This window comes from Flavobacterium yafengii (assembly GCF_030010375.1).
GTDB lineage: Bacteria > Bacteroidota > Bacteroidia > Flavobacteriales > Flavobacteriaceae > Flavobacterium > Flavobacterium yafengii.
In genome coordinates this window covers 104,278-126,056 of sequence record NZ_JASCRY010000003.1, presented here as the reverse complement: position 1 = coordinate 126,056, position 21,779 = coordinate 104,278, and the positions used below count along the sequence as shown (strand labels likewise).

General features: G+C 33.1%; 25 protein-coding genes. 7 read left to right on the top strand and 18 right to left on the bottom strand.

Annotated features, from left to right (window positions below; all coding sequences use genetic code 11):
• Nucleotides 1-367 precede the first annotated feature (367 nt).
• The 7 genes from QLS97_RS10900 (at nucleotide 368) to QLS97_RS10870 (ending at nucleotide 7,615) form a co-directional block, all read left to right on the top strand.
• Nucleotides 368-1,198, top strand: coding sequence for a 1,4-dihydroxy-2-naphthoyl-CoA synthase (locus QLS97_RS10900; protein WP_091170323.1), 831 nt, complete (start codon nucleotides 368-370; stop codon nucleotides 1,196-1,198).
• A gap of 82 nt (nucleotides 1,199-1,280) precedes the next feature.
• Complete coding sequence (locus QLS97_RS10895; protein ID WP_282716653.1) at nucleotides 1,281-1,802, top strand: PH domain-containing protein; 522 nt, start codon at nucleotides 1,281-1,283, stop codon at nucleotides 1,800-1,802.
• Nucleotides 1,802-3,316 (top strand): PH domain-containing protein, encoded by a 1,515-nt coding sequence (locus QLS97_RS10890; RefSeq protein ID WP_282716652.1) that lies wholly within the window; start codon nucleotides 1,802-1,804, stop codon nucleotides 3,314-3,316. The genes QLS97_RS10895 and QLS97_RS10890 overlap by 1 nt, the downstream gene beginning before the upstream one ends.
• An 85-nt stretch (nucleotides 3,317-3,401) precedes the next feature.
• Nucleotides 3,402-4,352, top strand: a complete 951-nt coding sequence (gene menA / locus QLS97_RS10885) for a 1,4-dihydroxy-2-naphthoate octaprenyltransferase (protein WP_282716651.1) — start codon at nucleotides 3,402-3,404, stop codon at nucleotides 4,350-4,352.
• 79 nt (nucleotides 4,353-4,431) lie between these two features.
• A complete protein-coding gene (locus QLS97_RS10880) occupies nucleotides 4,432-5,109 on the top strand; it encodes a metal-dependent hydrolase (protein WP_099715295.1) in 678 nt (225 codons plus the stop codon).
• Nucleotides 5,110-5,299: 190 nt separating this feature from the next.
• Entirely contained in the window at nucleotides 5,300-6,508 is a 1,209-nt protein-coding gene (locus QLS97_RS10875; protein ID WP_282716650.1) for a tetratricopeptide repeat protein, read from the top strand.
• A gap of 60 nt (nucleotides 6,509-6,568) precedes the next feature.
• On the top strand, nucleotides 6,569-7,615 hold the full coding sequence (locus QLS97_RS10870) for an o-succinylbenzoate synthase (RefSeq protein ID WP_282716649.1): 1,047 nt from the start codon (nucleotides 6,569-6,571) through the stop codon (nucleotides 7,613-7,615).
• Nucleotide 7,616: 1 nt separating this feature from the next.
• Here QLS97_RS10870 and QLS97_RS10865 read toward each other — a convergent pair whose 3' ends face one another.
• The 18 genes from QLS97_RS10865 to QLS97_RS10780 all read right to left on the bottom strand — a co-directional run bounded on the left by QLS97_RS10865 (nucleotide 7,617) and on the right by QLS97_RS10780 (nucleotide 21,778).
• Nucleotides 7,617-8,705 carry an AI-2E family transporter gene (locus tag QLS97_RS10865; RefSeq protein WP_282716648.1) on the bottom strand — a complete coding sequence of 363 codons (1,089 nt, stop codon included), beginning with the start codon at nucleotides 8,703-8,705 and terminating at the stop codon, nucleotides 7,617-7,619.
• 111 nt (nucleotides 8,706-8,816) lie between these two features.
• On the bottom strand, nucleotides 8,817-9,263 hold the full coding sequence (locus QLS97_RS10860) for a DUF1572 family protein (protein WP_282716647.1): 447 nt from the start codon (nucleotides 9,261-9,263) through the stop codon (nucleotides 8,817-8,819).
• Nucleotides 9,253-9,732 (bottom strand): nuclear transport factor 2 family protein, encoded by a 480-nt coding sequence (locus QLS97_RS10855; RefSeq protein ID WP_282716646.1) that lies wholly within the window; start codon nucleotides 9,730-9,732, stop codon nucleotides 9,253-9,255. The genes QLS97_RS10860 and QLS97_RS10855 overlap by 11 nt, the downstream gene beginning before the upstream one ends.
• 241 nt (nucleotides 9,733-9,973) lie before the next feature.
• The gene (locus QLS97_RS10850; RefSeq protein WP_282716645.1) at nucleotides 9,974-12,007 is read right to left on the bottom strand and encodes an OmpA family protein; all 2,034 of its coding nucleotides are present in this window, start codon (nucleotides 12,005-12,007) and stop codon (nucleotides 9,974-9,976) included.
• Between the two features lie 4 nt (nucleotides 12,008-12,011).
• Complete coding sequence (locus QLS97_RS10845) at nucleotides 12,012-13,703, bottom strand: Ig-like domain-containing protein (protein ID WP_282716644.1); 1,692 nt, start codon at nucleotides 13,701-13,703, stop codon at nucleotides 12,012-12,014.
• Nucleotides 13,704-14,090: 387 nt separating this feature from the next.
• Complete coding sequence (locus QLS97_RS10840; RefSeq protein ID WP_282716643.1) at nucleotides 14,091-15,224, bottom strand: coiled-coil domain-containing protein; 1,134 nt, start codon at nucleotides 15,222-15,224, stop codon at nucleotides 14,091-14,093.
• Between the two features lie 177 nt (nucleotides 15,225-15,401).
• The gene (locus QLS97_RS10835) at nucleotides 15,402-15,740 is read right to left on the bottom strand and encodes a hypothetical protein (RefSeq protein WP_282716642.1); all 339 of its coding nucleotides are present in this window, start codon (nucleotides 15,738-15,740) and stop codon (nucleotides 15,402-15,404) included.
• Between the two features lies 1 nt (nucleotide 15,741).
• A complete protein-coding gene (locus tag QLS97_RS10830) occupies nucleotides 15,742-16,089 on the bottom strand; it encodes a hypothetical protein (RefSeq protein WP_282716641.1) in 348 nt (115 codons plus the stop codon).
• Nucleotides 16,090-16,142: 53 nt separating this feature from the next.
• Nucleotides 16,143-16,421: a YtxH domain-containing protein gene (locus QLS97_RS10825; protein WP_282716640.1), complete on the bottom strand. Its 279-nt coding sequence runs from the start codon at nucleotides 16,419-16,421 to the stop codon at nucleotides 16,143-16,145.
• 31 nt (nucleotides 16,422-16,452) lie between these two features.
• The gene (locus tag QLS97_RS10820; protein WP_282716638.1) at nucleotides 16,453-16,605 is read right to left on the bottom strand and encodes a lmo0937 family membrane protein; all 153 of its coding nucleotides are present in this window, start codon (nucleotides 16,603-16,605) and stop codon (nucleotides 16,453-16,455) included.
• Nucleotides 16,606-16,669: 64 nt separating this feature from the next.
• Nucleotides 16,670-16,822, bottom strand: a complete 153-nt coding sequence (locus QLS97_RS10815; RefSeq protein ID WP_282716637.1) for a lmo0937 family membrane protein — start codon at nucleotides 16,820-16,822, stop codon at nucleotides 16,670-16,672.
• A gap of 130 nt (nucleotides 16,823-16,952) precedes the next feature.
• Nucleotides 16,953-17,588 carry a porin family protein gene (locus QLS97_RS10810; protein ID WP_282716635.1) on the bottom strand — a complete coding sequence of 212 codons (636 nt, stop codon included), beginning with the start codon at nucleotides 17,586-17,588 and terminating at the stop codon, nucleotides 16,953-16,955.
• A 142-nt stretch (nucleotides 17,589-17,730) separates the two neighbouring features.
• The gene (locus QLS97_RS10805; RefSeq protein WP_282716633.1) at nucleotides 17,731-18,192 is read right to left on the bottom strand and encodes a sll1863 family stress response protein; all 462 of its coding nucleotides are present in this window, start codon (nucleotides 18,190-18,192) and stop codon (nucleotides 17,731-17,733) included.
• Between the two features lie 176 nt (nucleotides 18,193-18,368).
• The gene (locus tag QLS97_RS10800; protein ID WP_282716631.1) at nucleotides 18,369-18,554 is read right to left on the bottom strand and encodes a CsbD family protein; all 186 of its coding nucleotides are present in this window, start codon (nucleotides 18,552-18,554) and stop codon (nucleotides 18,369-18,371) included.
• A gap of 199 nt (nucleotides 18,555-18,753) precedes the next feature.
• Nucleotides 18,754-18,969, bottom strand: coding sequence for a hypothetical protein (locus tag QLS97_RS10795; RefSeq protein WP_282716629.1), 216 nt, complete (start codon nucleotides 18,967-18,969; stop codon nucleotides 18,754-18,756).
• A 166-nt stretch (nucleotides 18,970-19,135) separates the two neighbouring features.
• Nucleotides 19,136-19,900, bottom strand: a complete 765-nt coding sequence (locus tag QLS97_RS10790; RefSeq protein WP_282716627.1) for a DUF4382 domain-containing protein — start codon at nucleotides 19,898-19,900, stop codon at nucleotides 19,136-19,138.
• A gap of 199 nt (nucleotides 19,901-20,099) precedes the next feature.
• Nucleotides 20,100-20,984 (bottom strand): MlaD family protein, encoded by an 885-nt coding sequence (locus tag QLS97_RS10785; RefSeq protein WP_282716625.1) that lies wholly within the window; start codon nucleotides 20,982-20,984, stop codon nucleotides 20,100-20,102.
• A 17-nt stretch (nucleotides 20,985-21,001) separates the two neighbouring features.
• Nucleotides 21,002-21,778 carry an ABC transporter ATP-binding protein gene (locus QLS97_RS10780; RefSeq protein WP_282716623.1) on the bottom strand — a complete coding sequence of 259 codons (777 nt, stop codon included), beginning with the start codon at nucleotides 21,776-21,778 and terminating at the stop codon, nucleotides 21,002-21,004.
• Nucleotide 21,779: the final 1 nt, after the last annotated feature.

Here is a 21,779-nt window from a genome sequence, read left to right as displayed (position 1 = left end):
ACTGCTGGGGCAAATGGTTGTATCATTAACTCGTTAATCGGGGCTTTTGAAATATTTTTATAAGTTATTACCGTAGAAAAAGGAGCGACAACATTTTTAATGGTATTCAATATATTCTTTTTTTAGGTTAATAAATCAGTGAAGAATCAATAATTAATCAAGACAAACAATTTGTATTCATCTGATTAGCATTATTTAAATTTAGAAATAATTTGAATTGCTGACTGTTAAAATGATCTTTTTTTGTTGTTTTTTAACATTATAAAGCCTTTAATCAGAGAAGGATTACCATAAGCTTGTCTAAATAGAATAGATAAAATGTAAAAAATGATTTATTTTTACACTAAAATAATTTAAATCAATTGTAATGGATTGGATCACTGCTAAAGAATACGAAGATATCACTTATAAGAAATGCAATGGCGTTGCCAGAATTGCTTTCAACAGGCCGGATGTGCGCAATGCATTCCGTCCAAAAACGACCGCTGAGCTATATAATGCCTTTTATGATGCGCAGGAAGATACGTCTATCGGTGTCGTTTTACTTTCTGCCGAAGGGCCGTCTTCCAAAGATGGCGTGTATTCTTTTTGCAGCGGTGGCGATCAAAACGCACGCGGACATCAAGGATATGTGGGCGATGACGGACAACATCGTTTGAACATTTTGGAAGTGCAACGTTTAATACGATTCATGCCAAAAGTAGTTATCGCTGTAGTTCCAGGTTGGGCTGTTGGCGGAGGGCATAGTTTGCATGTGGTTTGCGATTTGACTTTGGCAAGTAAAGAACATGCGATTTTCAAACAAACAGATGCCGATGTAACGAGTTTTGACGGTGGATACGGTTCAGCGTATTTAGCTAAAATGGTGGGACAGAAAAAAGCGCGCGAGATTTTCTTCTTGGGGCGTAATTATTCAGCTCAGGACGCTATGGATATGGGAATGGTAAATGCTGTAATTCCACATGCTGAATTAGAAGATACGGCTTACGAATGGGCGCAGGAAATTTTGCAAAAATCTCCAATGGCGATTAAAATGTTGAAATTTGCCATGAATCTAACGGATGATGGAATGGTAGGACAACAAGTTTTTGCTGGTGAAGCAACAAGGCTTGCGTATATGACCGAAGAAGCCAAAGAAGGTCGAAATGCATTCCTCGAGAAAAGAAAACCGAATTTTGAAAAAAAATGGTTGCCATAAAAAGTTTGATGTTTAAAGTTTAAAGTTGTTTTGAAAAGTAACTTTAAACTTTAGACCTTACGCTTTAAACTAAATTTTATAAATGGAAAATTTTACAAACGAAACAATTGATATTAATCAACTTCCTAAATTTGAGGAAGTCACTTTTACGAATTTGCATCCTAAATACATAAGAGTGGTTTTAATCAATGTTGCCATAATAATAGGAATACTTATTCTTGTTCCGGTATTAATTTCTGTTTTTAAGCCAGAACTATTTTCTGGAAGAGTCTGGCTGATTTTGGGAATTGTAATTCCTTTATTCTCGATTTTGTTAGTAGTATTTTCTATTATTGGATTCAAGAAAAAAGGATTTGCATTTAGGGAACACGATGTGCTTTTTAGACACGGAATTATCGCTACAAATACTATCGTAATTCCTTATAACAGAGTACAACATGTGGCATTGCATGAAGGATTAATTTCACGTTATTTTGGTCTGGCCAAAATAGAAATTTTTACTGCCGGCGGAAGTTCAAGTGATATTGAAATTCCTGGAATCGAGAAAGAAAAAGCCGAAAATATCAAACAATTGTTGATGGGGAAAATACAAAAGCAATTGTAATGGGAGCCGATTTTAGTCAGCCACAAAGGCAATCTTCAATAGGAATTTTGGTGATGTTTTTTTACACGCTTCAGCAATACGCCAGAGCGTTGTGGCCCATGATTGTGATTTGGATTTTCAAGTTTGACGAGGTTAATAAATTGTATTTTTTCCTTGGAATAATTGTCGTTTTTGTGAGTATTGGAGTTGTTTCCTATTTGAAATATCTGAATTTTACTTTCTTTTTGGATGCTGAAAACGAGGAATTTATCATTACAGATGGCGTTTTCAATAAAACCAAAACTGCAATTCAATTTCGTAAAATTCAACAAGTAAATATCAATCAGTCTTTTATTCAAAAGTTAATTGGGGTTTATGAATTGGACGTGGATACAGCCGGAAGCAATAAAAAAGAAGGCGCCATCAAAGCGATTTCGCATGAATTGGCTTTGGAGTTGAAATTCCGTTTGTTGGAAAATGAAGAAACACAGCGTGCAATTGGAACTGAAGAAACTTCATTGGAGGAAACCGAGCAAAAACTATTTGAAGCGACACATCCTTTCATTAAAATATCTTTCTTGAGTTTGCTAAAAGTTGGAATTACGTCTAATTATGGAAGAAGTATTGCTTTATTGCTGATTTTCTTTAGTACAATTTACGAGAATTTTCAAAATTTTGGAGACGAAAGTAATGTTTACAAAGAAAAAGTAGGGTCTTACATCGATAAAAACTTAGTGTTGCAAACTATTTTAATATCGATACTGTTGTTGTTTGGTGTTGTTCTGGTTATAAATATAATACGAATCGTTTTCAAATATTATGATTACAAAATAGCCCGACAAAAAGGGTCTCTGTTATTGTCTTTTGGCTTGTTGAATACTAAAAGTACCATCATCAAACCTGAAAAAGTTCAGATTACAACCATTAAAAGGAATTATTTCCAAAAGAAAATGGGAATTTTAGAACTGAAAATCAAACAAGCGACCAGCGGTGAAAAAGAAGAAAGCAAGTCGGTAATAGAAATTCCGGGATGCAGTGAAGCGGAGAGAGATTCTATATTGAAGTTGTTGTTTCATAAAATTCCTGAAAAGGGATTGATGCTTCAGCCTAATTTTCGTAAACTTGTTTTTTCGATTTTCTTGACAATAGGATTACCTTTGTTAGGATTTATGACGGTTGGCTATTTGCTTGAACCTATAGTTTTTGAATATAATTATGTGGTGCCAATTTATGTGATTTTTATTGGATTAATCCAGTATTTTAAATTCAAAAATAACCGATTGTTTATCCATAAGAATTTTATAATAAAACAAAGTGGCGCTTGGGATGTGAGCAGTGATATTATTGAACCTAGTAAAATACAAGCGATTACAACGTCGCAGCTTTTTTGGCATAAAAAGTTGGATATTGGTTCGATAACATTGCATACCGCAGGAGGAGATGTCGCTTTTCAATTAGGGAATTATTCAATATTAAAACAACAAGTCAACCTTTGGTTGTATGAAATAGAAACTTCCGATAGTAATTGGATGTAAATAAAATGGTTTAAAGTTTAAGGTTTAAAGTTGTTTTTTACAATAAAGCTTAAGTTTTAAACTTCAAACTTTTAAATAAAAAAATATGAAACATTGGATTGAAGCCGCACGTTTACGCACATTACCCTTATCGGTTTCTGGAATAATAGTTGGGAGTATGTATGCTTTGGCGCACCCAACAGATAACATATTAACGCCAACAGAAGTCTTTAATTGGCGTTTATTTGGCTTTGCTATTTTAACAACATTAGGATTGCAAATACTGTCTAATTTTGCCAATGATTACGGTGACGGCATGAAAGGAACAGATAATGCCGATCGTGTAGGTCCGAAACGAGCCATACAAAGCGGTGTAATTACTCCGCAAGCCATGAAGCGCGCGATTATAATTACATCTGCATTGACGTTGCTTTCAGCGATGTTATTGATTTATTATGCGTTTACCGATACTAATTTATGGTATTCCTTGTTTTATTTAGTGTTGGGAATTCTTTCAATTGTCTCTGCAATTCGCTATACGGTTGGAAATACGGCGTATGGCTACAGAGGATTTGGTGATGTCTTTGTCTTTGTGTTTTTTGGGTTGGTGAGTACTTTAGGTGTGAATTTTTTATACTCCAAACAATTGGATTTCGAATTGGTTTTACCTGCAATAGCCATTGGATTATTGAGCGTAGGTGTTTTAAATTTGAATAATATGCGTGACGAAGCCTCGGATAGAAAATCTAATAAAAATACGATTGTCGTAAAAATTGGCGGAGCCAAAGCTAAAATATACCATTATATTCTGATTGTAACGGCGATGGTTTTGGTGTTGATTTTTGCAATTATAGATGATTTTCACTTTGATCAATACTTGTTTTTATTGGCTTATATTCCTTTAACTAAACATTTAATTACCGTCTATAAAAATCCAAACCCTAAGGAATTAGATCCTGAATTAAAAAAACTGGCATTGAGTACTTTTGCACTTTCAGTATTGTTAGCGTTGTGTATGATTTTCTTCTTTTCGGATTTGATTGTGAATAATTATTAAACTCAAAGGTCAATAGCAATGACAATTTCAAAAATCAATTTTAATCTTTAAGTTTTTCAATTTCAAAAATTAATTTCAAATGAAAATAACATTTTACGGTCACGCATCATTAGGGATTGAAGTTGGTGGCAAACATATCATTGTAGATCCTTATATTTCTGCTAATCCAAATGCAGCGCATATTGACATTGATACCTTAAAAGCAGATTATATTTTGGTAACGCATGCACACGGAGATCATATTCTGGATGTCGAGGCAATTGCCAAAAGAACCAACGCGGTAATTGTTTCCAATGCTGAAATTGCAGGTTATTATTCTCAAAAAGGCTTTCAGTCGCATCCGATGAATCACGGTGGAAGTTGGAATTTCGATTTTGGTAAACTGAAATATGTAAATGCCATTCATTCCAGTTCCTTTCCTGACGGCAGTTACGGAGGAAATCCAGGTGGTTTTGTTATCGAAGGCGAACATAAAAACGTATATATTGCAGGCGATACGGCACTTTCTATGGATATGAAACTCATTCCCATGCGTACCAAACTCGACTTGGCAATTCTGCCGATAGGCGATAATTTTACCATGGATGTCGAAGATGCCATTATTGCTTCTGATTTCTTGGATTGCGATAAAATTCTGGGCTATCATTACGATACTTTCGGTTATATCGAAATCGACCATGAGGAATCCATTCGTAAATTCTTCAATAAAGGAAAAGATTTGATGTTGTTGGAAATAGGAAGTTCCATCGAATTGTAATTTTTTTTAAGCTAATCCAGCTATTTGTTGCAATCTTTTATCACCTTTTCAGGGTTTGTAACCCTGAAAAGGTGATAAAAGGATTTTCACTTCTATCTGGGCTAGGGTTATCGTTGACATAGCACTTTGTGAACCTTGCGAAAAACTTTGTGGACTTCGTGTTTAAATTTTAAAGAATTCTAAAATAATTATGCAAAAAAAGAATTTCATCGTTTTATTTCTGTTTCTATTTACTGCAAATACCGTTTTCTCTCAAAAAGACGGCTATTGGGATAAAACCCGCGCTACAACGGAAGAAATAACGGTTTCTGCAAGAGACAGAATCATTGTTAAAACCCAAGATTTCCCGGAAGGAACCACTGAAGTCGTTTACAGAATAACGCTTTTGGATAAAAATCAGCAAATGGCCGGCAGTTTGGTTTCGGTTTTAAAAGCTATTCCAGATCCTACGGGAATTAGTCAGGGTTCAGCAGGAGCGGTTTTTATCTTGTCTAAAATCTCTGGAGATGACAAATGCAAGTATGCAGTTTTTTCTAGCGCCTACTTGGCCGCAAAATACAAAGAAAACGGAAAAACGGATGACGCGTGTTTGGTAAAAGATACGCCGGTTAGTAAAGATGCCAAGCGACTTTCTGCTGAGAAATCAGCTTGTATGCAATCGAATTCTGGGAATTTATGGTTTGGTTTCGAAAGTAAAAACTGGATCATGAACCAAAAAATTATTCTGGAAGTTGTACCGTGGGTTGACAATAAACTCAGTCGTGGCTGGACGCTTGAAAACAGAAAAGCAATCATTGATCAATGCAAAACTTCTAATTTGGCTCAAAAAATGACCAATTCAGATGATTTTTGCGTTTGTATTCTCGATAAAATCCAATCCAAGTACAAGTTCAAGGAATTCCAAAAATTATTAGCTGTAGAGCGTGCTAAAGCGTTCAAGGATTTTGGAAATAGTTGTTTTGGTGAAAGCAGCCTTTCTAAAAGTGTGTATGACGATTTGCGTAAGCAAGCCGCTGTATTTGTAAAACAAGGAAAACAAGGCGAAGCCATCCTGAAACTGACAACAATTATCAATGATGGCAAGGCGACCGCTTTGGATTACAATGCAATAGGAAATAGTTATGTGTTGACGAAGCAATACGGTAAAGCTATTAAATTCCTGAAAGAAGGCGAGAAGCTCGATAATACGGAGTTATTGATACAACTCAATTTGGCGCACGCTTATTTATTGAATGATAATTATGCTTCGGCAAAAGCCATTTATAAAGAGTATCAGCCTCAAAACGTAACGGATAGCTTGAGTTGGATTCAAAAAGTAAAACAAGATTTTGCTGCGTTCAAAAAAGCGGGAATAGTTTCCAATGACTTTGAAAGAGTTTTGAAGTTGATGGATAAATAGATTAAGTTTTTATAAAATTTGCCACATACAAGATTAAAATAACTCATAATTCATAATTTCTTGAAAGCAACCTGTCATAAATACATTCTGGATTTCAAACGACCATCAGGAACTTCGCGCGGTGTTATGACCAAAAAAGAAACTTGGTTTATTGTCCTGGAGCAAGATGGTAAAAAAGGAATAGGAGAGTGCGGAATCCTTCGCGGATTGAGTATTGATGATCGTTCGGATTATGAAGAAAAATTACAATGGACTTGCGATACTATTCACTTAGGAAAAGACCAACTTTGGGAAGCTTTAATGGAGTTTCCTTCGATACAGTTTGGAGTGGAAATGGCTTTCCAATCTTTGGAAAGTGAAAACCCTTTTTTGTTGTTTCCTTCGGACTTTACGAATGGTACAAAATCCATCTTGATAAACGGTTTAGTTTGGATGGGCGAGGAGTCGTTTATGAAGCAGCAAATCGAAGAAAAACTAGCGCAGGGTTTTCGATGCATTAAACTCAAAATTGGAGCGATAGATTTCGATAAAGAACTACAGTTATTACGCTTTATTCGGGAACATTTCACTCCGGAACAAGTCGAAATCCGGGTGGATGCTAATGGCGCTTTTGATTCAATTTTAGCTTTAAATAAATTAATACAACTATCTGAATTTAAATTACATAGTATTGAGCAACCGATACAAAAAAACCATGCTGACAGTATGGCAGAACTATGTAAGGCTACTCCTTTTCCTATTGCTTTAGATGAAGAGCTGATAGGTCTGTTTACTTTGGCAGAAAAAGAGCAATTGTTGGTGAAAATCAAGCCGCAATACATCATTTTGAAGCCTAGTTTTGTGGGTGGTTTTCGAGGTACGCAAGAATGGATTTCATTGGCTGAAAAGCATAAAATTGGATGGTGGATTACCTCAGCTTTGGAGAGTAATATTGGACTCAATGCTATTGCGCAATGGACCTTTTTACAGCACAATTTGATGCCTCAAGGATTAGGAACCGGAGCACTTTATACCAATAATTTTGACTGTCCACTGGAAGTTTCACAGGGGCAATTGTGGTATAAGAAAGACTTGGATTGGAAGTTTGATTTTGCTCTTTTGAAATAGATTATTTCGAAGTTTTCTTTTGTTCACCATCTCCCAATAAAACAGATAGTGTCTTTAAACTTGGTGTACGGTCCGCAATCAATTTTATGATACTGATGAACGGAATGAAGAGAATCATTCCTGCAGCGCCCCATAAAATGCCTCCTACAATTACCACAATTATAATGACCAGTGTATTTATTTTTAAACGGCTTCCCACTGCAAAAGGAAATATAATATAGGCTTCGAGTGCTTGAACAACAGAAAAAACTGCAATGACGGCTAATGGATACCAAATCGAATTGTACGTTATCCATGAAACTGCAATGGGCAAGAGCGACGATATCAAGATTCCTACATATGGAATAAAAGTAAGGATTGAGGCTATAAAACCAAACAGAAATGGGTGTGGTACTCCGATAATCAATAGTCCGATACTGTTTAATAATCCAACTATTAAATAGACCACTAACATTCCTTTGATAAAATTGTAATAGGCATGAATGGTTTCAACAAGGATTTCGTGAATGGTTTTTTTTCTTTCGGGAGGGAAAAGTTCATATAGGGCATTCGATAACATCTGACGGTGGAAAAGTATTAATGCCGAGAAAACAGGAATCATTAATAGGAAAAATACAGATTCAGACAGGGAATAAGCGGTATTTCGGACTATTGAAAAAGCTTGAGAACCGGAGTTGTTGATTGTATTATTGATGAATTCCGTTTGTTTTTCCAAACTAATATCAAATCGTTCCGAAATAAAAATACTCAATTGGTTTACTGTTTCGGTTAGTTTGGTTCTCAAAGATTGCCACTCCTGAAGAAACTCCGAAAACTGTGCGAATAATAGATAAATTATAGCTCCTACCAAAAGTGTTACCCCTAAAATACAAATAACAATTGCAATTCCTTTATTAATCCCTTTTGTTTCCATCCATTTACAAACAGGATATAGAATAAAACCAATGAGTAACGAAAAGCTTAGCGGAATAAATAGTGTTTTGCCAAAGTACAGAATCAAAGAGGCCAAGACTATAAACTGGAGTATTTCTAAAATAGAAAATCTCTTGTTGGATTGAAAAGGAACGGGTGATTTAGAAGATTGTAACATACAAATTTGTATTATAACCGTTATTTCTTACTCTTCTTTACTTTTATTTGCGATGAAAGTATAAAGTTAAAACGTGTAACAAGATACTAAATTGCTTGTTATTACAATGTTTTAGGATTCCAATAATCGCCTATGGTAATCAATTTGACCTAAATGATAGGCTAGGTGTGTGGTCAAATGGATGAGCATAAACTCGGTTGAAGTTTTGTCTTTAAAAACTAAAAGGGGATATTCCTTTTTTAGTTCAACTTCTGAGATGGAATTAAGTGCATTATCAACGACAACAATAGTTTCTTCGATTTTTGATAATAATTCTGCTCTTGGAATATCTTTCAACGAAAATTCTAATGGTCTGTTTCTTATATATCCGGTTTTTCCAAATTCGGCACCAATGTATGTATTTAGATTTCCCACTAAATGCAAGCATAGATTTCCGGCTGAATTAGCGATGCCTTTTTGGATTGTCCAAATATCACTTTCATTTTGGTACGACTCAATTTCATTTTTTAGCTTAATTAAATCTCGGTTGAACAGTGTCTTTAAACTTTCAATTAGCATTTTTAGTTTGTTTGTGTTTTTTCAATGATAATAGTGCTTGTTGTTGTATTTTTTGTTGAAAAAAACCGGTCCAGCCTAATAAATATCCAGTAATTCCAAAGGCTTGTTTGGACCATTTCCAAATGTCGAAATCATCTGTGTGTTTCTTTATTAATCCATCTTTAAACTGAAATTGTGCACGAATCACATTTACTACTTTTCTATTGGTTTTGCTAAAGTTGTAGGTAGCAGTCCATTGTGCGGAACCAACGTATTCATCTGCTTTTATATCTGAAAATTCAATTTTTATATTTCCTTTACTTTTTTCAATAAGCATTTTCCACATTTGGCAAACATCATTTCCTTTTAATAAACCAAAGGCAGGATCACGAAACTCAATTTTAGAATGATAGCATTCACACATTGTTGAAGCATCGGCATTGTCAAAAGCAGTATAGAACTTAATAAGGGTTTTTTCGTTTGCAGTCATATCTACATAAAGTAAGTAGTAAAAATACTAATTTTTTTGTTAAAATTTAGATTTTAAAATTTATATAGAAAAATTTGACATGGATTATTCTTAATATTAAAACACCAAGAATAATTCAGGATTGATTATCATTAGATTACATTCGGAAATGTTTTCTCATTTTTAGACAAAAAAAAGAGGATAGACTTTTAAGTTTCTATCCTCTTTTATAATTTATCAAAGTGTATTCTGTTATTTCGACTTATTTAACGGCGGGAATAATATCAATTATTACGGTACGATTGTAAAAACGTTCTTCTGGGGTTTTATTTTCAAAAGGTGATTTGTTTTCATTCTCACCCTTTCCCGTTACTTCAAATTTAACATCATTTCTACCCGTTTTAGATAAGCTACTTTCAAGGATGTTTTTAACATCGTTAGCACGAGCTAGAGACAAATCCTGATTGTGGACTTCTTCACCAATAATATCAGTATGGCCATGAATAAGGACTGTTGCTCCTACAGGAATCTTTGGTGTAACCACTTCGGTAAGGTATTTTTCATAAATAGAAATCGCTTTTGATTTATTAAATTCATAAATAATGCTATATCTAATCCCTTCTTCCATTTTTGCAGGTGTCCAAAGTACCATGTGTACAGGAGTTTCTTTTTCTACAATTTTACCGCTTTTAGTCTGGCCAATCATCTTTACTTTGTAATCTCCTTCAGGACGGCTACCTAAAATTGTTTTTCCAGGAATGCTTACCTCATCTTGAGTATAAGGTCCAAAAGACTGTGCTTTTCCTTGTTCGTCAGTTATTTGTAATGACCAAGATGATAATGCTTCACCAGCTCCTTTATTATTGAAAGTAACATAACTTTCCAAAGGCGCTTCTTGTGAAGCTATGATTTGAACAGGTTTCAATGGTGCATCAGGACCACTTTGAAACTCCATCAACAAATCAGCAGAATTACTTTCGATAGAAACTCTGCGATCTCCTTCACGAAGCAAAACTAACTCTAATGTTCCACCGGGTTGTTCTGATGGGATATTTGGTTTATCTTGACCTTTAGTGGTAATTCTAGATGGATTTATTGCAAATACATTTACCAAATACGTCTTAATAGACTCAGACATAACAAGACCGTCAGCAGGACCTTTCTCAGATGAACCCACCAAAGTAATAGTTGCAGAAGGGTTTTTTTGCATACGATCTCCAAGGATGTTCAGTACGTTATAATAAACAGTCATTTGACGTTTAGAACGATCTGATAAATTTTTTGGAGCAAATGTTTCCAATTGATCTTCTTTGAAGTCTTTTACTTGATTTTTTGTCAATAAAACATAACGATTTGGAATCTCCGTTGATCCTTCATTAAAGAAAACATAGTTTCTAAGTGGAAAGACTTCAGTCATTCTTCTTTCTCCTGGAACATTACTAGGAGAATTTACTGAGAACTGTACTTCACGGTCTTTAGCCAAATCAGTTGCTTCTTGAATATCTTTTCCTTGTCCAAATTTTAGTGCAACACCCGCTCTAACGGTTGTTATATTCCAAGTTTCTGTAGCACGTGGATTTTGACCAAAATAAGGTTGGAAAGAAACAAAAGGAGATAATACAAATTGTGTTTTGTTACTATCTGAAGAAAGCGGAATATCATATCCTGCCCCAATTTGCATTGATAAAATAGTTTTCTCAATTTTATCAAATTCGCCGGTTACTGCAGGAGTAGGTTCTTGATCAGGGAAAGCCGGATTAATACCTAATTGATACGTAAATGATTTGTCCATGTTGAAAGCCAATCGCGGACCTCCATAAAGATAAAAATTAGATTTAAATGGAGCAAAACGTACGCTTGGTTCCACCGTAATGTAACTTAGATCAGTAGATAAATCAGCAGGACAGTCACACGCTGTTTTTATTTGGTCAAAAGAACCTTTACGGCTATCGTATCCCGCTTGAAGCATAACACCCCATCTTGAATCTGCAGGACGGTATTCTAAAAGTGGTGCAATAAAAAGTCCTGTACCGTTTCCATCATGAAACGCAGCTGGAGCTGTAAAACCAGCATTTAATTGTTGAGTAGAACCGCGATAGAAATTAAAATTGGCTCCACCTGCTACTCCAAAGTACCAAGAAGGTTTCGCATATTTAATTGCTGGAACTTCTTGAGCTTGAACGGGAGTTTGATTACTTAACCATGCTAAAGCAATTATTGCAACACTTTTAATGGACAGTTTATTAGAGGACCATGCAACGCATGATCCACTTTTAAGATTAGTTTTAGTTTTCATTTTTTTAAGGCTTAGTGATTATGTTAGTATGAGTCATTACTACGGCTCCATTTCTGGCAAGCATTCTACCTTGTGCGGTTGAATGAGATCCCATTGTAATAGATTGTAGGGCCAATACATTACCTACAAATGAAGTATAATCTCCAATAGTTGCTGAACTTCCCGTTTGCCAAAAAACGTTTTTAGCAAGAGCTCCTCCAGTAAGTTTTATATTTCCACCAGCTCCGCCCACAGTGGTAAACGCAGATGCTACTTGGAAAATCCAAACGTCAGTTGCACTACCACTAAGAGTTAAATCACCATTTTGTACTAAAAGTGTCGATGTTGATTTATAAATACCGGCAACAAGTGTTTTTCCACCTTGATCACCTGATACAGTTATTGGCGCGCTATAAGAAGCTCCTTCGGCAAAAAGATAAGCATTGGTAAGATCTAGTTTTGCTTGCGTTAGCATGGCAGCAATCCCTACAGGAGCAATATCGTCAGAAGCATAAATTGCACCATTCACTATAACTGCAGGAGGAAATCCTGTAATTGAAGAACGAACTCCAGGACTTATACCAACATCCATATTATTAATTATACTGAAACCAGCGTTATTGCTTACTCCTACACCTGCTATAATTCCAAATCTTTCAGCTGATCCTAGGTTTACGGTATTTCCAACTACAGCTGAATTAGTACTAAAGTTCCAAACGTAATCATTAGCTAAAGAAACACCAGCTACGTTTTTAGCAGTTGTATTAATTGCAGCAGTATAAGTAGTTCCAGGTAATAAATCACTATCTGGATTAAATGTGGCTGTTGTGCCTAAATAAGAAACAGTTCCTGTAATTATTGCTGAACCATTTTTTAAAGTAAAAGTCGTATTGCTAATAGTCAAAGGATCCATTGCCATACTAAAAGTAGCTGTAATGTTTTTATTAAGGGCAACTCCCGAGGCATTGTCAGCAGGGTCAGTGGCAGTTACATTAGGAGCCGTAACAGATCCTGTAGTAAATGTCCATGTATAGCTACTGGCTATTGTTGTTCCTTGAACATTTTTTACTCCAGTTGTAATAGTCCCCGTATAAATAGTATTGGTTGCTAGAGGAGCAGTAGGGGCAAAATTGGCAGTTGTTCCATTGTAGGAAACTGATCCTGTAACTGTTGTTGTTCCTTGTTTTAATGTAAAAGTTGTTGCGTTTATAGTTGCCTGATTCATTGGCATATTAAAATTAGCAGTAACTATTTTATTAAGGAATACATTAGTAGCATTATTTGCTGGATCTGTGGAAATCACCATAGGTGTTACAGTTGAACCAGTACTAAATGTCCAAACATAATCGGCTTGTAAAGCATTACCCATTATATCTTTAACCGATGTTTTAATTACGCCAGTATAAGTAGTATTTGCAGCAAGCGGGCTTGTTGGGTCAAACGAAGCAGTTGTTCCGCTAAATGAAACTGTTCCTGCAACTGCCGTTGTCCCTTGTAAAGTAAAAGAGGATTGGTTAAAAGTCGCAGCATTCATTTCTTCATTGAAGATTACTGTAATAGTTTTGTCTAGTGGAACATTAATAGTTCCATTGTCAGGATCTGTGGATAACACAACTGGACATACGCCTTCAATTTCTTCAAAATCGTCTTTTGCGCAACCAGAAATTAATGCAATAAATAGTATTGCAAAGGTAAACAGTAAATTTTTAGTTTTCATTTTTTTGATTTAGGGGGATTAAGTATTTTATACAGCAAAGATTGTTTAGTTATTGGCTAGAAGTGTTACATAATTAAAAATGGAAGTTGTAAGATTTACTTATTTAAAATGTTAAATTTTTCTATATATTTATATATCAGTTAGTTATTGTTTTTGGGTATGTTGTAGTACTTAATTTTTTTTGTATAATTAAGGTGAGGAATGTCTAAGAAATTTAATCTGAAACAGATTGTAGTAGAAATGTTTTTGAAGAAAAAGACGCCTATAAATACTTAAAAAACATAAAACAGGGTTTAACTTTAATAAAAAAGTTAAACCCTGTTATTTTTAAACTAACATGCTTTTATGGCTAGTGGCTATTATTAAATTTAAATGGCCGAAATGTTTTTATTTAAACACAATTTTCCCTTTTTCTCCCAAATTAAAAATGAATTGAGTAAGTTCTTTTGTAAAAGTATCAAGACTCAAAGCGGATTCTTTGATGTAATCTAAAGATTCTTTTAGCTCATCGGGTGAATTTATAGATTGATTATCTAGTAAATAAGATAAACCTAAAATATTAGCAATGGGCTGCCTGACTTTATGAGAAGTCATAAACATCATTTTCTCCAGTCCATTTATGTATTCTTGTTGGTATTCTTCGGCTCTTTTAAGTTCTTGATTAGTAATAATTAATTCAGCTGATCGCTTTTCTTTTTCTTCATTTTGAAAAAGAAGTTCTCTGTTAGCAATGTTTAGTTCTGCTGTTTGAATTCTTCTTTCTTGGTTTTTAAACGCAAGTTTTTTGTTTGCTAGATCTAGCTCTTTAGCGCGCTCTTCTTTCTCCTGGTTCTGAAAAGCTAGTTCTCGATTAGCAATAATCAATTCAATTGCTCGTTTTTCTTTTTCATCATTTTGAAAAGCTAATTCGGTGTTAGCAATAATCAATTCATCAGATCGCTTTTCTTTCTCTTGATTTTGAAACGCAAGTTCTTTGTTGGCAATAATCAATTCAGCGGCACGTTTTTCTTTTTCATCATTTTGAAAAGCTAATTCGGTGTTAGCAATAATCAATTCATCAGATCGCTTTTCTTTCTCTTGATTTTGAAACGCAAGTTCTTTGTTAGCAATAATCAATTCAGCGGCACGTTTTTCTTTTTCATCATTTTGAAAAGCTAATTCTTTGTTGGCAATAATCAATTCAGCAGCACGTTTTTCTTTTTCTTGATTTTGAAACGCAAGTTCTTTATTAGCAATAATCAATTCAGCGGCACGTTTTTCCTTTTCTTGATTTTGAAACGCAAGTTCTTTATTAGCAATAATCAATTCAGCGGCACGTTTTTCCTTTTCTAAGTTTTGAAAAGCAAGTTCTTTATTAGCAATTATTAATTCAGCGGCACGTTTTTCTTTTTCTTGATTTTGAAACGCAAGCTCTTTATTTGCAATAATTAATTCCGCTGCACGTTTTTCCTTTTCTAAGTTTTGAAAAGCAAGTTCATTATTTACTATTATTAGCGCTTCTTTTTTTAATCTTTTTTCCATGCTCTTTTCAAATTAGTTTTCAAAAGATTTTATCCTAAATAAAATAAATCACCAAGTTATAACTTTTGTTTTTGAGCTTATTTAAAAAGAACAAACAAATGGTTTATAACGGATTTATCAATTTTTTGAGAATATTGTATTCGAATAAATCAATTCAAAACTAAAATATAAGTGGAGTTATGATTTTGAAGTATCTGAATGTTTTGTAACAAGATTAGTTATTACGAATTGTAGTAGTGTTCCCAGAATTCTTTTGATTGGATTATGGGTTGATCCCAGCAAAACTTTTTTAGTCAAATAACCAGTTGATATACCAATAGCATTACTAAGTATATTTCCTTTAAAATCAGATGAGGTAGCCATTTGACCAAAAACATTTTTGATTATATTTAAAGGTTTTAAACTTTCATACGTATGATAATACTGGTCTTTAAGATGTACTAACTCGTTAGCTTGTTTTAATTTAAGCAATAATATTGTTTCCTTAAGAGTATCTGTCTCATTAATGGTTTTCATATTAGTTTTTTTTAAGCATTTTGACAATGATAAAATTGCTGATTGGTATTTTAAGCCATTGATCTTTATAAATATATAGGATTGTTGAAATCAAAAAATAAGCACTGGATACTATAAAAAAACCATAATATACTTTACCTAATAATTCGCCTATCCATAAGGAAAGACCAATATTGACAAGAAAGGCAAACATAACAAAAACAATAGAAACAGTTAATCGAGAAAGAAGTGAGGACAGTACATCAGCAGTTTTATCTACTGTATTTAACTTGACCAATTCTACTGTTGTTCGAGTATAATCCTCTGCTTTCTCAAAAAGCATTTCTATTGTTGTTGCGTTGTTTTCCATGGTATAAATTGTAAACGTATTTACTTGTGAAATTTTAATATCGAAGTTTCGTTTTAGATACTTGTATTTTTAATTTCATGTTTTGCATCATCAAATTTTGATTTTCCTTCAGCGATTAAATTTTCGCCTTCGCTCCAAATTTTCTCATACTTTTTATTGATTGTTCCCAATAAAGTATCTAATTTGTCTTTTAATTCATCAGCATAATCGTTGCTCTTGTCCATAATTTTTTTTCTTGTTTTATCTCCTTTTTCAGGTGCAAACAATACTCCTAATAATGCTCCAACGGCTACGCCTCCTAAAACTCCTAATATTATTTTATCTGCTTTCATAATTATGTATTTTATTATTTTTATTATTTGATTAGATACTTCGACCTTGTATAAGTCTAAATAGTATTGCAATTACCGCAATAACAAGAAGTACGTGAATGATTGATCCTAGGCTGAAAGCAAAGAATCCAATTGCCCAAAAAATGACTAAAATTACTGCGATTGTGTAAAGAAGATTGCTCATGATTTCTAGTTTTTAATGATTTATATTTTATTTGCTTTTTGTCGTTTAATGATAGGTAGAAGTATTAGATTTTTCTTCCTTGAATAATTCTCAATATAACTGCAATAACTGCAATAACGAGAAGTATATGAATAATTGATCCTACACTGTAAGCAAAGAAGCCAATTGCCCAAAAAATAACTAATATTACTGCGATTGTGTAAAGAAGATTGCTCATGATTTTTAGTTTTTAATGATTAATTTAGATTAAATCCAGTAAAGTTACGTATAAAATAAATGTTTAGTGTTCTGTTTTACAGTGTTTTACGCGCATTTATGATAAAATTAAGATTGCCTTTTGTAATTAATTAAAATGCAAAAGCAGCATAGAAACTCAAAACACTATTTTTAGCATCTGGAGAGCTAAAGCTAGTTGATGAGTCCTCTTTTCCAATCTTAGTTAATCCATAATTGTAACGTACTCCAAAACTAACTGGTTCTAAATCAATCCCAACACCACCGGCAAGACCTGCATCAAACTTGTTAAAATCATCCGTATCAATATTGTCTTCAAAATTATAGCTGCCACTATCTGATTTATTAGTCGTTTTGGCACTAACCATATAAGCAGCATAAGGACCTGCGTGAATATTAAAATTCTTGGTAACATTGACCACTAATAAAAGAGGCACTTCAATATAATCTAATTTAAACTGAGCAGTTCCACTTACAAAAGCGTTATTGTAAACTAGTTCTGCTCCTTTTCCAGTATAAGAGATTTCAGGTTGTAAGGCAATATTATTCGCAATAGGTAATTTAGCAAAAAAACCAACATTAAATCCTGTTAACATATTATTGTCGTCAACATCATCAGTATATAAATTAGAGAAGTTTACACCCCCTTTTACACCAAATTTTGAAACGTTTTCTTGAGCATTAGCATTAGTTAAAGTCATGAACGTTATGACTAATGAGGTAAAAATTAGTTTTTTTGAATTTTTCATTTTATTTGTTTTTATGAATTACTATACTACAAATATCAACATCATACTCTCAAATTTTGTTACAATACTTTTGGTTAAGTTTACATTATTCACACTTAAAATGATTTATTATAAAATATTTTTAGTTGTTTTTTTTAATTTACTATTTGTTGTCTACTGTGAGGTTTTTCAATGCCTGGCCAAGTTCATCCATATCGCGATTGTATTCCTGTTTAAAAGCTTCCCAATCACTGCTGGCATCATTTTTATAAGTTTCAATCTTAGCTTTTATATCATTATTTTTTTGTTCTAAAATGTCAATTTTTTGAGCATATTCATCATCGATTGATTTTCCGGTTTTTTTCATACTGGCTTTCATCTCTGCTATTCTCATTTCATTTTCAGCAATTGTAGCATTAGTACTTGCTTTGAATGCATTCCATTCTTCTTCAGTTGCTACTTTTCTTGCATCTGACAATTCTTCTTTTGCTTCATCAAGATTTTCTCTAGCGTCTTCTACATTATCCAGAGCAACTTCTTCTTTTTTGGAAGAATTTTGACAACCTGTTAAAATGGTTCCAGCCATGAAGGTTGTTATTGCAAGGGTAAAAAGTGTCTTTTTCATTTTATATAGCTTTAATGTTAAATTTTTTGATGGTATTAAAATGATTTTTGGAATACCGTTTTTATAATTCAAACTAGCAGCATAAAATTCTACTAGTTTGAATTATGAAGCGGTATTAACCAAAATGAACAATGTAGTAATAGGGGCAAACAAGGTTTTTTTTTGAAATTAAATTATTAGATGGATTCAATAATCTTAAGTAATTCTTCTTTTGTTATGCTTAATTTGGATTGAAGTTTACCAATCATTTCCTCTTTCTTACCTTCTGTGAAAAGTAAATCATTCTCGGTTAAAGCGGCAAATTTTTGTTTTAATTTTCCTTTTTGCTCTTCCCAATTTCCTTTTAGTTCTGTTGAATTCATTTTTTGTATGTATTGTATGCGAAATAGTTTTCACTTTACAAAGTTCGCGCGTTTAAGCATTAAATCAGTTATATAACTTTTGGAATAACTTGTTTTATTCACTGATTTTATAAAAATTAACAGGATTCCTGTAAAAAAGACTAGTAGAATAAAAGAATATTTTTATGGCATTGAAAATCAATAATTAATTGCGGATTAATTAGGAAGTCTTGTTATGATTTGAAATATATTTTTTCAGCATATTTTCTAATGATTCGTAATAATCCGTTAGTGTTTTACTGTTTATTTCAGGATTTGAAATGTCCGGAATAGTTACGGGCATCTCTAATAAATATTTAGATAATTCAGGATAGTCATTCCGTATTTTCATTGTAATTTTAAGAATAGCTTCATTGAGTTCTTTTTCGGTTTTCATGTTGAATTAAATTTGAGATTATTTAGATTGGTATTTTTATTTGAACCTAAAAAAATAAAATCATTAAAAACATCGTAATATTGAATGATGTTTTTAATGATTTTAGATTTATCGGGTTGTATGTAATGCTGTTTTGTAGTTAAAACCAGCATTTTAAACAATCCTCTTATAATATGATGAAAGCTCCTATGTCAGTTGTGATGCCAGCTGTAACTACTATGTCAGTTTTTGTTACTGGTAATAACGGTAGAGCAGGAGTGATGGTAATGGTGTAGGTTCCCGGAGGAAGTCCCATTACTAAAAAATCACCGTTTTCATTAACATTACTCGTGTAACTTACAGCTGTTGATGAGGTTGCTTCAACTACCGCCATTGTTCCTATTGGAGTAATTTTCCCTTTTATAGAACCGCTAATTGCTTTTTCTATTGTTCTAATAACCGGTTTCAATTGATATCCGCCATTTCCTAATTTCACCACTGATTTATTGGCATCAAAATCCAAAAGAACAGTATACAAAAAACCTTCTTGAAGTGTTTGGTTAACTTGAAGTTTTAATCCGCTTTGTTCCGCACTTGGCGTACTCAAAGGATAACTCACACCATCAAGAACTACTGTATTATCGGCACCTAGAATAAGTCTTATTTGTTTTACTGAAGAAATTTCCAGTGAATCAGTTGCAATTAATGTATCGACACCATTAGAAAATTCAAGTAAATTATAAATTCCTTTTTCTACATTAAGTGCTATAGTTTTGCCATCTTCACCAATAACTTCCACACCTTGTATGTCTACATTCACTTCATCATATGGTCCTGGAGCATCAGTCAATCTTACTGCATACGGATAACTCGCATTGGTATCATCATTGTTGCATGAATAAATTAATAATCCAAGCATGATGAAAGACAGAATAATTTTCATTTTTTTCATTTTCATTTTAATTTAGGGGTTCAAAATATTTATAGTTTTGTAAAGGTACTACGTGCTTTAAAATCAAATGTTATATAACTTTATTATAAAGTTGTAGTATTCTCACTTTTAGGTATTTAAAAATAAGTATTTTCTTAATTTACTATACTTTAGAATAAATATTTTACGATATCACTATCCAAAGGTATTTGTCAAAAAGCTATTTTATAGTATCAAATTTGGCACCTATGTTTAATTCCTTTTTCATTTCTATTTCTTCCTGATCTTCGAGGTCATCCAGTTTTTTATCTTCTGCTTTTTTCTTTTTATTGAAATAGCCTCTTAATAGGAAATTATGTTTTGCAGCTTCTATAACTTCATTAAGACCTTCTGTTCCTGTTTTTATATTTGTTAAAGTAGAATCAATCATTCGACCCATTTTTTCATCACTCACTAATTTTGATAGCGCACCTTTACCATCATTCATTTTGACAGTAAATTTTTTAAATTCATTAGAACTATTTTCAAGATTAGCAACCATTTTTTTTATACTATTACCAAATTCCTCATCGGAAACTAATTTAGATAAAGCACCATTTCCATTGTTCATGCTATAACTGAATTGAGCGAGTTGAGCGGTAATAACACCTGCATTATCAACACTTTTTTTTACACTAACCATTAAATCATCCATTTCTATAGCTTGCTTTGAAGCAATATTATCATTGTCTTCTACAATGATATTAGAGTTTTTTCCAGAGGATATTGTGAGTACTTTATCGCCCATCAAACCATCTGAATTGATACTTGCAATAGCGTCTTTTTTAATGTATTTACGGACTTCTTCTTTTATGACTAATTTGATAACTACTGAGGTGTCTGTAAGAAATTCAATTTCTTCCACTGTACCGATATTGATACCGGAAAAACGAACATTATTACCTACTTCAAGTCCGTTCACCGAATTAAATTTTGAATTTAATTCAAATGTAGCACCAAATAGATTTTTCTGTTTTCCAACAAAATAAATTGTTGCAACAAAAAGTACCAATCCTATAATTACAAACATTCCTAACTTCCATTGGTATCCAGATTCTTTATTCATTTTTTATTTTTTTATTTTTATATGAAAAAAGAGCGAACCCATTCGTCATCACTTTTTTCTAATTCTTTGTACGTTCCTTCGGCATGTATCACACCATCTTTTAAAATCACCAGTCGATCAGCGGTGTGTTTTGCACAAGCCATGTCATGAGTGATAATAATGGAAGATGTTTTATTTTTTTTTTGGATTTCTAACAGTAACTCGCTGATTTCTCTTGACGTTATAGTGTCTAATCCAGTGGTAGGTTCATCATATAATACTATTTCGGGTTTCAGAATAAGAGTTCTTGCAAGTCCTATCCTTTTTCGCATTCCTCCTGATAATTCCGAAGGCATTTTATCAATTACTTCACTTAAACCGACACTTTCTAAAACCTCTTTAATTTGATTTTCTACCTCTTCAGCAGATAAATCTTTAGCATGTCTTTTCAAGGTAAATCCAAGGTTTTCTCGAACACTCATGGAATCATACAAAGCTGCATTTTGAAAAAGAAACCCAATTCTAACTCTAATTTCATTAAGTTCATTGGTATCAATTTTTGTGATATCTGTGCCAAATACATTTATTTCACCTTTGTCAGCAACGACTAAACCTACTAAACATTTTATAGCTATTGATTTTCCAGAACCTGATTTTCCTAATACCACTAAATTTTCGCCTTTATTTACAGAGAATGTAACTCCTTTTAAAACCTCATTATTCCCAAAGGATTTATAAAGTTCTTTTATTTCTATAACTGGAGTATTAGTTTTAGAAATATGGGCAGGAGCTATTATTGTTTTTTCTTGTATCATT